Origin of the sequence: Commensalibacter nepenthis, from assembly GCF_029953305.1 — a bacterium.
GTDB classification, from domain to species: Bacteria; Pseudomonadota; Alphaproteobacteria; order Acetobacterales; family Acetobacteraceae; genus Commensalibacter; species Commensalibacter nepenthis.
Genome location: NZ_JASBAN010000001.1, coordinates 1427843 through 1441581, shown reverse-complemented (window position 1 = coordinate 1441581; position 13739 = coordinate 1427843). Strand labels below are relative to the sequence as shown.

Annotated in this window: 16 protein-coding genes; 2 read left to right on the top strand and 14 right to left on the bottom strand. The window is 38.2% G+C overall.

From position 1 onward, the window contains the following. Nucleotides 1-33: 33 nt before the first annotated feature. The 8 genes from QJV33_RS06670 to QJV33_RS06635 form a co-directional block, all read right to left on the bottom strand. Nucleotides 34-276 carry an acyl carrier protein gene (locus tag QJV33_RS06670; RefSeq protein ID WP_271789557.1) on the bottom strand — a complete coding sequence of 81 codons (243 nt, stop codon included), beginning with the start codon at nt 274-276 and terminating at the stop codon, nt 34-36. Nucleotides 277-509: 233 nt separating this feature from the next. After that, entirely contained in the window at nt 510-1256 is a 747-nt protein-coding gene (fabG, locus tag QJV33_RS06665) for a 3-oxoacyl-[acyl-carrier-protein] reductase (RefSeq protein WP_281462593.1), read from the bottom strand. A gap of 9 nt (nt 1257-1265) precedes the next feature. Continuing rightward, nucleotides 1266-2234, bottom strand: a complete 969-nt coding sequence (gene fabD / locus QJV33_RS06660) for an ACP S-malonyltransferase (protein WP_281462592.1) — start codon at nt 2232-2234, stop codon at nt 1266-1268. Between the two features lie 39 nt (nt 2235-2273). Continuing rightward, a complete protein-coding gene (locus QJV33_RS06655) occupies nt 2274-2771 on the bottom strand; it encodes a YdcF family protein (RefSeq protein ID WP_281462591.1) in 498 nt (165 codons plus the stop codon). Beyond that, nucleotides 2768-4021, bottom strand: a complete 1254-nt coding sequence (locus tag QJV33_RS06650; RefSeq protein ID WP_281462590.1) for a class I SAM-dependent methyltransferase — start codon at nt 4019-4021, stop codon at nt 2768-2770. The genes QJV33_RS06655 and QJV33_RS06650 overlap by 4 nt, the downstream gene beginning before the upstream one ends. Further along, nucleotides 4021-4788: a glycine betaine ABC transporter substrate-binding protein gene (locus QJV33_RS06645; protein WP_281462589.1), complete on the bottom strand. Its 768-nt coding sequence runs from the start codon at nt 4786-4788 to the stop codon at nt 4021-4023. Before QJV33_RS06645 ends, QJV33_RS06650 begins: the two co-directional genes overlap by 1 nt. Nucleotides 4789-4823: 35 nt before the next feature. Then, nucleotides 4824-5651, bottom strand: a complete 828-nt coding sequence (locus QJV33_RS06640) for a ferritin-like domain-containing protein (RefSeq protein WP_281462588.1) — start codon at nt 5649-5651, stop codon at nt 4824-4826. Nucleotides 5652-5747: 96 nt separating this feature from the next. Continuing rightward, entirely contained in the window at nt 5748-6755 is a 1008-nt protein-coding gene (locus tag QJV33_RS06635; RefSeq protein ID WP_281462587.1) for an enoyl-CoA hydratase/isomerase family protein, read from the bottom strand. Nucleotides 6756-6980: 225 nt separating this feature from the next. On the opposite strand from QJV33_RS06635, the gene bioB reads away from it, so the two are divergent. After that, on the top strand, nt 6981-7994 hold the full coding sequence (gene bioB, locus QJV33_RS06630) for a biotin synthase BioB (protein ID WP_281462586.1): 1014 nt from the start codon (nt 6981-6983) through the stop codon (nt 7992-7994). Nucleotides 7995-8037: 43 nt separating this feature from the next. Here bioB and QJV33_RS06625 read toward each other — a convergent pair whose 3' ends face one another. Genes QJV33_RS06625 through QJV33_RS06615 form a run of 3 tightly spaced genes read right to left on the bottom strand, consistent with a single transcriptional unit; the run spans nt 8038 to nt 11273 of the window. Next, nucleotides 8038-8517, bottom strand: coding sequence for a hypothetical protein (locus tag QJV33_RS06625; protein WP_281462585.1), 480 nt, complete (start codon nt 8515-8517; stop codon nt 8038-8040). Between the two features lie 17 nt (nt 8518-8534). After that, entirely contained in the window at nt 8535-9029 is a 495-nt protein-coding gene (locus QJV33_RS06620) for a hypothetical protein (RefSeq protein ID WP_281462584.1), read from the bottom strand. 18 nt (nt 9030-9047) lie between these two features. Further along, nucleotides 9048-11273 (bottom strand): heavy metal translocating P-type ATPase, encoded by a 2226-nt coding sequence (locus QJV33_RS06615; protein ID WP_281462583.1) that lies wholly within the window; start codon nt 11271-11273, stop codon nt 9048-9050. Between the two features lie 82 nt (nt 11274-11355). Between QJV33_RS06615 and QJV33_RS06610 the strand changes: the two genes are divergently transcribed. Next, nucleotides 11356-11547: a heavy-metal-associated domain-containing protein gene (locus QJV33_RS06610; RefSeq protein WP_281462582.1), complete on the top strand. Its 192-nt coding sequence runs from the start codon at nt 11356-11358 to the stop codon at nt 11545-11547. 55 nt (nt 11548-11602) lie between these two features. Here QJV33_RS06610 and QJV33_RS06605 read toward each other — a convergent pair whose 3' ends face one another. From QJV33_RS06605 to QJV33_RS06595, 3 genes are all read right to left on the bottom strand, one after another. After that, a complete protein-coding gene (locus QJV33_RS06605) occupies nt 11603-11968 on the bottom strand; it encodes a heavy-metal-associated domain-containing protein (RefSeq protein WP_281462581.1) in 366 nt (121 codons plus the stop codon). A 515-nt stretch (nt 11969-12483) separates the two neighbouring features. Then, nucleotides 12484-13089 (bottom strand): GNAT family N-acetyltransferase, encoded by a 606-nt coding sequence (locus tag QJV33_RS06600; protein WP_281462580.1) that lies wholly within the window; start codon nt 13087-13089, stop codon nt 12484-12486. Between the two features lie 12 nt (nt 13090-13101). After that, nucleotides 13102-13737, bottom strand: a complete 636-nt coding sequence (locus QJV33_RS06595) for a phosphoribosylanthranilate isomerase (protein WP_281462579.1) — start codon at nt 13735-13737, stop codon at nt 13102-13104. Nucleotides 13738-13739: the final 2 nt, after the last annotated feature.

Here is a 13739-nt window from a genome sequence, read left to right as displayed (position 1 = left end):
TCTTGAAATTAAATATAAAGTGTCTTTACAAAATTAAGCTGATTGCTTTTGTTTTTCGATATAGTCAATAGCATCTTTAACAGTTGCAATTTTTTCAGCTGAATCTTCTGGGATTTCTACGCTAAATGCTTCTTCAAAAGCCATCACTAATTCAACTGTGTCTAAGCTATCTGCGCCTAAATCATCAATAAAAGAAGCTTCTGGTGTTACTTTGGCTTCTTCAACACCAAGATGTTCAACAACGATTTTTTTTACTTTATCGGCGATATCGCTCATCTAATTTTATTCCTTCTGCTTGCTCTAAGCATTTCTATAATGATCTTAACTCTATTATATTTCAAAGGCTTATTACGTAATAAGCCTGTATCTTGTAATATATTAGCATGGGGCATATCACATTTATCAGCAATAGCCAAGCCAAACTTAAAATTACATATACTTGTTTGTATTAACCAAATAATTCTTTATTAAGATAACGTCAATATATGATTTTTACAACAGTGCGTTGCTTAAATCATTGCCATCCCTCCATTGACATGCAACGTAGACCCTGTGACCCATTGCGCTTCATCAGACGCAAGATAGATCACAGCTGCTGCAATATCTTCGACCTTACCCATACGGTTACATGGAATTTTATCAATTAATTTTTCTTTTTGTGCTTCTGGCAACTGGTCTGTCATGGCTGTTTCAATAAATCCTGGAGCGACAACGTTCACAGTAATGCCTCGGCTAGCAATTTCCAATGCCAATGATTTACTCATCCCAATTAACCCAGCTTTTGCAGCAGAATAATTCGTTTGCCCTGCATTTCCTGTGACACCCACAATCGATGCAATATTAATAATACGTCCATAACGACGACGCATCATCCCTTTGATCGCAATCTGACTCAGTTTAAAAGGCACAGAAAGATCAACATCCAACACCGTTTGCCAATCTGAATCTTTCATTCTCAAGGCTAATGTGTCACGCGTTAATCCCGCATTATTCACCAAAATATCAATAGGTGCTCCGAAATGCTCTTCTGAACTGGAAATCAATGCTGCCACAGATTCAGAATCGGTCAAATTCGCTACCTGAATCTTGGCTTTTTCTTCGCCACCTAATTTTTCCTGCACTTCAAGAAGTACATTTTCTCTGGTGCCAGATAAAATAACTTTAGCTCCTTGAGCAATCAATGCTTGTGCAATCGCCTGACCAATACCACCAGAAGCCCCAGTCACCAGAGCCACTTTACCATCTAATCTAAACATGTTCATTCCTTATGATTCGCTTTTAGAATTCGAAAAAATAGTCACAAATTGATCAATATCAGCAGGCTCTCCGACAGAATAAACCTGACAATCTTTGGCGGTTCGGCGCATTAAATTGGATAATACTTTGCCTGAACCAATTTCAAAAAAAACCTCTACCTCTTTATCGATCATAAATTGCATTGTTTCCGCCCAACGTACAGGTGCAGTCACTTGTTTAACCAACAATTCTTGTATCTCTGGCAAGCTGGTATAGGGTTGAGCCGTCACATTTGCCAAAACAGAGCAGTTAAAAGGTTTTAACCTAGAATTCGCAAGTTCTTCTTGCATTCTTATCGCTGCAGAAGCCATTAAAGGACTATGGAAAGGTGCAGAAACAGATAATTTTACTACTCTTCGTATGCCTTGCTCTCCAGCAAAAAGAACTGCCCGATCAATCGCGTCCATATGCCCCGAAATCACCACTTGCCCATTACCATTATCATTCGCCACAGCAACCAAAGAATCAGGTTGGCTAATATGCTGACAAATCATTTGAGCTTGCACCATATCGGTACCTAATAACGCAGCCATTCCGCCCATCCCTTTGGGCAGTGCATTTTGCATCGCGTCCCCACGCACACGCAACAACGCAGCGGTCGTTGCAAAATCAAAGACCCCAGCCATACATAATGCAGAATATTCGCCCAAAGAATGTCCCGCAGCAAAAGCAATATTTTGCGCAAGATTTAATCCAGCTTCTTTTTCTAAAACACGAATCACAGCCATTGAATGTGCCATCAAAGCAGGTTGCGTGTTCTGCGTTAATGTTAATTCGTCCTCTGGTCCCTCCATCATAATTTTTGATAAAGGTTGCTTCAATGTTTCATCTAACTCTTCAAAAACTTCACGAGCTACGGGGAATGCTTTGGCAAGCTCTTTCCCCATTCCAACATATTGACTACCCTGACCAGGGAAAAGAAAAGCACTCACTGCCATTGGTTATTCCTACATTAAAATAAATAAATTAAAACAAAATCAATAGAATAAAATACGAAAACTGTTCCACACTATCGCAGGAATTTCACGTAAACGCCAGCTCCAGCATTTATAAAAATTTCGAGAAGCATTGCCTGATGCTGCCACAGAACGGGTGCGCCACCCTGATAAAATAAGCAACCAACAACATCGAGGTAAATGATAAGCACTTGAAACAACAACCAAACGCGTTTGTTTTTGTGTAAATCCTAATTTTTTTAATAAAGCGCTGCATAAAACTACAGATTGAATGGTTTTTTTTGCTTGAGTCTCACAAATAATATGTTTCTCAGATACACCATACTCTATCAAAAGTCGCTTCATCACCTCAGCCTCAGTCATTCCTTTTTGAGGATTCCCACCCGTCACGATATATAGTGGAGAGGCACAGTGCTTTCCATAAGCAATCGCAGCCTCTATTCTCATAATCAAGGCACGTTTAGGAATTCCATCAGCATTTAAAGCTGCGCCGAAAACGAGAATGGGCTGCTGCGTCATTCTGCAACTCTGACAAACAACTGATTAATTGACTGTAATTTTTCAAAAGTTTCTTTCCATAAAGGTAAAATCTTTTTCTCTGGAACCCCTCTGGCTTTAATAACCTCGATAATTTCACCCAATGAACGTTTGCCATCAATTAATCCTAAAAACCCTCTGGCTTGTGCTGGCAATGGAATCATTACAGTTAACGTTCCAAAGGCAAAAGGCAATAAGTTAGAAGGAAGTATTTCACTTGCTAAAATATCGCCAGGTTTTTCTCGCATAAAGGGAATGGATTCGAGATCCATAGGATCAACAAAAGAAAGCTCATCTTCTGAACGACGAATGTAAACAACGTGCGTTGCCATATTCCCTGCCAACCCTTCGGCAACAATTGCCTGAGTGCGAGCATCCATCTGATCGACTTTTTCACGAAATTTTGGATCTATAATTAGATATTTAGGGTTATACCGCGCAGGTTCTACAAAAGCATTCATTTCAAAACCTGTTTTTTCGATCAAATCCCATAATGCATCCACAGTATAAGCACGATCTCTAGGATTTAATAATAAATCGTAAAGTCCTGCATCTCCACCTGTTAAATGATCGCCAAAATTATAATTTGCACGTAACCACGCTGTTTGCGGAAGGTGACGCATTATACGCTTTGCCATCTCCAAACGTTGTGCAGGCTTTTCTTCAATAGGGGCAAGGTAAGAAAGGGCGTCCTGCAACATATACACGCCAGTACGACCATGTGGAGCATAGACCATCAGACCAATACCACCACCTATATTCAACATTCCCTTTAAAATACGCAATGCTTTTTCAGGATCAGGTAAATGGTGTAATACACCACAACAATCGATATAATCAAACTTGCCTAAACCCAATTCAGGTAAATCAAAAATTGACCCTTGCACGAAACGAAGATTTGTCAATTCACGTACTTTTGCACGTTCTTTAACAATTCTTAACACAGGCTCAGCACGATCAAGACAAACAACCTCGCCAGGACAATTCTGACGCGCCATTTGTTGAGCCATCATAATGGCAGCATCCCCAGTCCCACATCCTGCAACCAATATTTTTAAAGGGTCTGTAATCTTTCGATAACCACCAAAGACCCAATAATCAATTTCATTTAAATGACTGGGGCTGCCAAGAAATAAACGCTTTTTTTCATCCAGAGGATTACGCTCGGGATAAGGATATGCCTCATATTGTGCGGCCAAGCTAATATCTTGTTGATCCTGTTCTTTTGTCATTATGCTCTTACTACTAACTTTCCACGTTGCCAGGCTTCTGCGGCTTCATGCGCATCCATTCCATCAACACGCATTGCCTGTTCCATCAACTTCATAACCTGATTGCCCAAGGTCATTTCTTCTAGTTCATCAATCAAATCAGCTCCTAAAGAATCAATTAACTGTTTCTTAATCAGAAGAACAGCCTTTTGCTCTTGCCCAAAAAGATTCTTTGGATCGTCTAATTTATAAATCATCTCAGAATCTTCTAAAAAACTCGGCGAATATAAAACCATAATTTTTGCTTCTTGAGAGGTCATCGCATCCCTATACCGGCTGATAACTTCTTCGTCAGGGGCAGATTTGAGTATATATCCCGCATCGATTAATCCATAAGCCTGAAAAGCAGACAACACACGATCATAAATAATTTCAGACGCGATCACTTCTCGATCTATATCCGACAACATTGCCAATTGATCGATTGATGTTATCTCTGACTTAAATTTGCTGGATAAGGCAAGAAATAAAAATGGCTGATATAAATTCCCAATAGCACGCATAGAAGAGGCTGAATTTAATAAATCTCGATGTACTTCTGGTGTCCATAATGTTGCAAAAATGTCTATTTCACCCGCACGAATCTCTTGAAACAAAGCTGCAGTTTCGCCTGTTATCAGCTCTATATCCATGACACCATGCGCTTCTAAGACACGTAAAACAGCTGCTGCTGCTGCTTCATGAACAGGAATATCAAAAAACCCCAATGTTAAAGACTCTTGAGTCACTATTTCTCTACCTTATTTTTAGAAATGAATATGGGTTATACCAAACCTGCAATTTGTTTTGCATAAGATTTATGTTGGAATTTAATAATATACATCATAACTTTGGCAAGGATTTCCTGTAATTTCATCGAAGGCATCCAACCAATCGTTTTAAATACCATATTAACCACACGCGCAACATGATGACGTTGATATAAAGGCATTGCATTGACCATATATAACGCTATACACCGTTTATGATTATAAGGCATTCCTTCTGGTTCATTGGTAATATGGAATGCAGATGCCAACTCGTCGTCTTGACTTTCAACAATACGTCCTATTGCAATTTTCGCACGCGCCCATTTGGATAGATTATCTTGTGGTAAATATTGCTTCATACAATCGTAAAATAATTTGTAATGACGAAACTCATCCCCTGCTATCTTACGACAAATTTCTTTTAAAACAGGTTCCTTTACATAATCAACCAAGGCGCTGTAATAAGAAGAAGTACCGACCTCGACCATTGCACGAGCAATAAATTCACCCGCGTGGGAACCTCTGATCGAACTATTTGTATCAAGATCTATTTTATAAAATTCTTTAAACCGATCAAAACTTTTTTGATAGTTCCAACTTGGATCAGCCATCATTGCCCACCGCCCAAGCACTTCACCATGCTGAACCTCTTCAACTTCCCATTGTTGAAATAATTGCCTTAACTCAGCATCATGTTCAAATACGTTATTAAGATACACTGTATAATCGACACTATTTCGCTCAACAACTGAAGCAGCTTTGATTAAAGGAACAATTTTTGGGTCAATAAGAGATGGATCAAATCGATCCCATTTGATCTGTTCCATATCCCAATGCTTCATAATTTTTTACCTTGAAAAAAGATTAATATTCTTAATTTTCTGGATTATATATTTTTGAGTCCTATAGAGCAAAAGAAAATATTTGCCCTAATATATTCAGCTATATAGTTTATAAGACGAAACGAAGCATGTGTCGATTATTTTTGATGAAATTGAATCAGCACTCCATTTTGGCGAACGATCTTTATCAATCACACTCGCCCGAACCCCTTCCATAAAATCAGAACGCATGACCAAATGACTGATAATGCTCAAATCTTGTTGTAACACATCCTTTAAATCAGATAATTTGTTCTGCCAAGCCTTATAAGTAATATGTAACGAAAACGGACATGCTTGTAAAATTTCTTTTAAATCTTCTTTTGCCCAAGGGAAATCACTTTGTTTCAGATTTGCTATGATTGTTTTAATATCAGGAGCATTATAAATCGTTTCAACTTCTTTCAAAAAACTGGGATCATATTCTTTTTCACGTTTTAAATAAGATAAAACATCATCGATATCGCGCTTTTCTAATTGTGTTAAAACAAAATCAACCATAGAAGCAGACACCCTATAATCTGCAAAACCCAACTTTATTGCTTCCTCAGCCTGAAATCTTTTTCCTGTCAACATCATGCGCAGACCCATGTACCCTGGTGCTTTTCCAAACAAACAATTACTTCCTGCATCTGGGGTAAGACCGATCATAACCTCTGGCATTGCCAACACAGCACGTCCTGTTACAATACGATGAGAGGAAAAACACCCAAGACCGACCCCGCCGCCCATTGTAATCCCATCCATGATACTGATAACAGGTTTAGGATATTTAGAAATATAGTAAATAAGCTGATAATTATGTATAAAAACATCGATGGCTTGCTCGTACTGACCCGCCTTTACAAAAGATGCAATTTCACGAATATCCCCACCGGCACAAAAAGCCTTGGTATGTGAGCTGTTAATAACAATCTCTTGAATTAATCGATCTGTTTTCCATAATTCTAACTGCGAGATAATTTCTTGTTGCAACGCTGGGTTAATTGCATTTAAAGATTTAGGACGATTTAAGGTTAAAATACCTAATTTTCCTTTTTTTTGACATATAATTAACCGATTCATAGCGTCCCTCGCTTCATTTAGATAAAATATCTTATATCTTAACCGCAAAATTAACCTTATATAGAATGAATTAAATTTTACTACATTTCCTATGCACAAAAATGAATATTTTATATTCCTGATATTTTATTGTTTTCAGAAATCTTTTCTTAACTTATTTTAACCCTATATACAGCACTCTTTTATCTCGGTGACTCAGCCTGATAATAATTTAAGGATATTTTTATGCTTGCCCATAAAACGTTAAGTGATGACTTAATAACAGAAGAAACCTTCCCTATTCGTCATGATTGGACAAAAGAGGAAGTTTCTGCATTATTCGCACTGCCTTTACCAGAACTCATGTTCAAAGCACAATCTGCACATCGCATTTATTTTGATCCAACTAAAATCCAAGTCTCTACCTTGCTTTCCATTAAAAGCGGTGGGTGTCCAGAAGATTGTGCTTATTGCCCGCAAAGCGCCAGACACGAAGAAAAGATCAAAGCTGATCGCCTAATGGCAGTCGACAAAGTCTTGGAAAAAGCCCGCGAGGCCAAAGCCGAAGGTGCCACACGTTTTTGTATGGGTGCTGCATGGCGTTCCCCAAAAGATCATGATCTAGAAACCGTTTGCGCAATGATCGAAGGCGTCAAAGAGTTAGGGCTTGAAACATGTGTAACGTTAGGCATGTTAAACCTTGAACAAACCCTAAAATTAAAAAAAGCTGGGCTGGATTATTACAATCATAATCTGGATACTTCCGAAGAGCATTATGAAAAGATTATTTCTACTCGTACCTATCAAGATCGTTTAGACACATTAGCTTTCGTGCGTGAAGCAGGAATTAAAGTATGCTGTGGTGGTATTTTAGGGATGAACGAAGACGAAATCGATCGCGCCAGCATGATTAAAAGCTTAGCCAACTTACCTAAACATCCAGAAAGTGTGCCGATTAACCTATTGATTCGTGTTAAAGGCACCCCTTTGGAAGATGCAGAAACCATTGACCCTTTGGATTTTGTTCGCACGATTGCCGTCACACGCATTGTCATGCCACAAAGTTACGTACGCCTTGCTGCTGGCAGAACAGAAATGAGCCCAGAAATGCAAACACTATGTTATTTGGCTGGGGTCAACTCGATATTCCTTGGGCAACGTTTATTAACCTGTCCAAATCCAGAGAAAAGCAGCGATCTGACCTTATTTAATAAATTAGGCTTACGAATCGCTGATAAAATGGTTGAAGCTTCTGCTTAATTAATATTCAGGTCTTAGAATCACCTAAGACCTTTATTCTTTTTTAATTATTAATGGCTTTAATATAAATTTTCATCTGTGTTGGGTCTTTACAAGTTTTATCCAAACAATATCCAGAAATCCATAATTGACCACTGCCAAACATCATCCCCTGCCCATTTGCAAACATCCCAATAAATTGTTGTTTTGCAACAGCTCCTTTAACTTTAGGAGTAATAATAGCCTCGTAATTTTGAATAAATTGTTGTGTGTTTTTAATGGCAACAGGCTTGTTATTCAGATTTATTGTTAGAGGATATTTAACAAATTCGGCAACACCCCCTTTGTTTTGATGGGCAATATCTTCCTTTAACTGATTGACAAAGACCTGATACCCATGATGAGAACCGTATAAAAAATCCAATAGAACATTCATTTGCTCTATTGTTTTAACATCACTAGAAGGACGTGCGATAGCACTCAACGAATTTGTCAATAAACCAACGAAAACAAAAACCATAAAGATCATTTTAATGTTCAGCATATATTGCCTCTATCAGTTTACATAAAATTATTGATGCCAATAATTTGCATTCTTACCATCTTGGAGTCTTTCTGTGCTTTATCTTGACAAGCATTGGAAAACCAAATTTCGCCATTCCCAAAAGCCATTCCTCGATAGGTTGAGAGTAATGTTTTGATTTTTTGATCTTGCACAATTTTTTCAATTTTAGGCGTGATAACCGCATCATAGTGCTCTACAAATTGTTGTTGATCTTTGATCTGTATCTGTTTCCCATTCAATTGTACCCACAATGGATATTTCACCATTGCTGCAACTGATTGTTTATCTTTTTGAACAATATTCTCTTGCAACACATGAAAGAAACCCACCGTAGTATAATGACAATTGGACATGCCAGAATTATCAGCCTGTTTAGAGTGAATAATATTATTCTGTGGCTTCACTGATTGCGCCATTAACGGACTTGAAAGCAAGATTGCACCAGCACAAAGACATAATTTCATACTTGTTGCTTTGATATTCATCATCATTAAACTCCTATTTTTAAATTAGATTTGAGCTTTCCATCGCAATAATCTTAGAGCATTGGCTACAACACACATACTACTTAATGCCATTGCTCCGCCTGCCACCGCAGGACTAAGAAACCCAAATACCGCCAAAGGAATTCCGATAATATTATAAATAAATGCCCAAAATAACCCTTCCTTAATCCGTTGGCGTGTTTTTTGAGCAATATCTATCGTTGCTGCCACCAACCCAGGATTGTTACGCATTAAAACCACACCAGCCACCTCAGCAGCAACATCGGTGCCTTCTCCAATCGCAATACCAAGATCCGCCTCTGCCAATGCTGGGGCATCATTGATCCCGTCACCAACCATTGCAACAGAGCGTTTTTGACCCGCTTCGCTTCTTAATTGAACAATCAAATTTTGTTTATCTTCAGGGCTTAAACTTGCATAAACTTCCTCTACCTCTACAGCATTTGCAACTTTATATGCAGCTTGCTCATTATCTCCTGTTACAATAACAACCTTCACTTGCTTTGCTTTTAATTGAGCAATCGCTTTATTTGCCCCCTCACGAATATGATCTTCAAATGCCACCACACCTAGTAATTCATAGTTGCCATCTTGATAACGAACTAACCAAGAAACCGTTGCCCCATTCACATCGCTAGGTAACTGATCGCCATGTAAACCAAAATTTTCAATCATCTTTTGATTGCCAAAAAGAAAAGTTACATCATTAATCTTACCACTAATCCCTCTTCCTTGGTCTTTAATTACACGAAAAGATTCTGGTGTTAGTAATTCTATATTCTCAGCTTTTGCTTTATTTAACAACGCCTTTGCCAAAGGATGCTCACTACCCAAAGAAAGACTAGCTGTCCATTGTAAAATTTGCTGTACATTAAAACCTTCAGCGGGAACAATAGAGACAACAGATAATTTCCCTTCGGTCAAAGTCCCTGTTTTATCAAACCCTACCACTTGAATATGCGCAGCACGCTCTAATGCTTCAGCATCACGAATTAAAATCCCAGATCGTGCAGCAGCCCCACACCCTGTTGCCAATGCTGTTGGTGTTGCCAAACCCAAAGCGCAAGGACATGCAATTACTAAAACAGCAGCACCATGCAATAACCCTTCAACCAAATATCCATTGATCCACCACCCAAAGAAAGTAACCAGTGCAACCACTATCACAATAGGCACAAATACAGCACTAATACGATCAACTAGCTTTTGAATAGGTGCTTTAGAGGCTTGTGCATTTTCAACCAATTGAACAATCGTTGCTAAACGTGTTTCTTTACCTGTTTTCTCTACTTGGATTAATAAACGTCCATTCGCATTCAAAGAGCCACCAGTTACCTGATCCCCTTTAATTTTTTCAACTGGAACAGCTTCTCCAGTCAACATGGATTCATCAACAGCACTTTCACCATCATAAACCACACCATCACATGGGATTCGTTCCCCTGGACGCACCACAACAATATCACCAACAATCATTGCTTCACTGGGAACAACTATTTCTTGCCCATCTACCCATTTACAAACTGTATCTGGGCGTAAGGCTTGTAAAGCACGAATAGAAGACGCAGCTTTATGTCTGGCACGTTTTTCCAACCAATGTCCAAACAAAATAAAGGTAATAATTAACGCAGAACTTTCATAGTATAAATGGGGTTCTGATTGAGCGGTAGGATCAAACAAATACCCAATTAATAAAACCGTGCTGAGAATCCAAGCTGCACTGGAACCTAATGCAACCAATAAATCCATATTCCCAGCACCCGCCTTAACCGCACGAAAGCCTGCTACATAAAAATGTCGTCCTAACCAAAATTGCACAGGTGTTGCCAATAAAAACTGTATCCAACCTGGTAGCATCCAACCATGATGGATAGGGACCACAATCATAGAAAGCACTAATGGCAAAGAAAAAGCTGCTGCAATGACCCATTGCAAAAAATCTTTATGTTGATCTGATCCAGAAGTGTCCTCTATCTTTTCTTCTGGGTTAAGCCACTTTGCCTCATACCCTGTATTATTAACGACGGTTTCTATTTCATTAATTTTTTGCTGCAACGCCTCAGAATTTTGCAAAACAACTCTTGCCTGTTCCAAAGTCAGGTTGACGCTGACTTCATCCACCCCTTCAACACGTTCAATGACTTTTTCAACACGCCTGACACACGAAGCACATGTCATTCCAGAAATTAAAAAATCAACTGAGCGTGTAAGAGAAGATTCACTAGACATCTTTACTTGGTCCTATTTTTGTAGCCTAATATAAAATAATTCTTTTTATTATATAATATGCTGTTTTAATGGAGTCACAATCATGCAAATTTTTAAAGTTGAGGGTATGACCTGCCAACACTGTGCAAAATCAGTCAAAGAGGTCATAGAAGCATTGCCAAATGTTGATGAAGCAACCGTTGATCTAGATACTAAAACCCTCACAATCAAAGGAAATCCAGACCATAGCGCGGTCAAGGCTGTTATCGAAGAAGAAGGGTACAAATTGATATAAAAAAAAGCCTCTTATTTTATTATAAGAGGCTTTTACTTCTAACGAAACAGTATAGTTACACTAATGATGGCAAAGAAGGTCCAAAATAATAAAACAATGTCATCACAATCGCGACAATCAAGAACCCCAACGCCATTGTGCCAAAAAATAAAACAGCCTGTATACCGTTTGTATTTTTTGCTTTCACTTCATAGCCTTGCGCAAAGAGCAATCTTTGTATTTCGATCAATTTTTTATCAAATAGAGAATCTGCTGTTAAAGTTATTTTAGCTTGTCCTGATGCAGGATCAACTTCTGCAGATTTCACGCCCTCTATATTTTTGATAAAATTATCAATATTTTGCAGGCTTAATTTTGAACCTTTATCTTCAAGAAAAAACTCAATCGCTTTTGATGGACTACTCAGATTATTTTGCATCATATTGTTCCTCTTTATAAAAAACCAAAACCATATATAATTATAACAAATTTTTTAGTAAATTAAAAAAATATTTTTTTGATAAATATCCTCATCTGACACAAAATTTACAGATCATGTGTGCTATATCTATCCGCTTAAAACTCATAATCATATAGGTACAAATTATCATTATTATCACATAACAGACGCACTCTAAGAGCAAATACACTTTTAAAACACACAAAGTTGAAAATAAAAAAAACTGATAGTGTTGTATAGATGCAATCGAAAAATTGCTAATCTATCGCGAGCAAACATGAGGATAATTAAAGCATCAAAAAAGCAACCACACACATAAAAACGATAAATCCTATCACAATCATCGCACAACACTCACTTTATTGCAGTGCTTTTAACATTTCTTGATAGGGTTCTGTTATCACTATTTGATAATTTGCTTGATGAAGTAATGCTTTTCTTTGAGCGAGACATTTAACTGTAGAACAATTTTGCCCGTATGGTTAAATATACTAGAATTAATATTGATTTTCTAGCAATCCAATTAAATGCGCCTTGATATTGAACCACTCCCCCGCAACGACACTATACATCACTGTGTCCCGAATAGTACCATCTTTTCTCAAGGCATCACCACGAATAACACCGTCTCTTTTAGCACCTAATCGTTCAATAGCACGTTGGCTTTTGAAATTAAAAATATCCGTACGCCATCCCACTGTTTTTGCATATAATGTTTCAAAAGCATATTCTAATAATAACAGCTTACATATTGTATTCACATGCGTTCTCTGCACTGATTTTGCATACCATGTATACCCAATTTCCAATCGTTGAACGGCTGGCAAAATATCATGGTAACTGGTTGTGCCAATCACACGATTATTTTGCTCGTCAACAACAGCAAACGCAAATCTTTTACCTATTTCCCTAGCTTGTAAAGCCGTTTGAATATATGAATTAACCTGTGAATAATGCGGGGTTGAGGTAATTCTTAATCTCCATAATTCTCCATCTTTGCAGGCTTGTTGCAATCCCTCTTGGTGTGCTAGGGATAATGGCTCTAAATGGATATTATTTTTTTCAAGCCTAACGGATGGGTCGGGTAAAAATTGTTGGTTCATCTGAAAAATTACCTAAGACACGTTACAATCAATAGCACGAATAGTTTCAACAAATTGTCGAATTAACGTGGAATCTTTTTCGCCTTTGTGACGCTCTACACCAGATGAAACATCAACCGCTTTAGCACCAGATTGTTGGATCGCTTGCCCAACATTGTCCGGCGTTAATCCACCCGCCAATAACCAAGGTTTAGGGATATCCCATGTAGAGGTTAACCGCCAATCAAAGGTTCGACCATTGCCACCCGGTCGTAAATCAGAATGATTTGAAGGTGTCTCAATCACCAACCCATCAACTGAGCAAGTTTTCGGGAGATCAGAGCGCTCTTTAATCCCTTTAGCCAACCAAACAGGAATATCACATGCTTCACGAATAGTGTGTGCGACCTCCAAGCTTGTATAAAGTTGTAAAATATCCAGTCTAACTGTATCTAGGACACGTCTCACTTCATCAACCGTTGGTTTCACAAACAATCCAACTCTTAACAACCCCTCATTATGATAATCAGGTAATTGACGCACTTGACCCATGGAAATAAATCGCGGTGAAGGCTCATAAAATACCAGCCCAACCCAATTGACTTTCAACTTTATCAACAAATCATACGTTGCAGGCTCTTTGACACCACAAATCTTAATACCCGTCACAC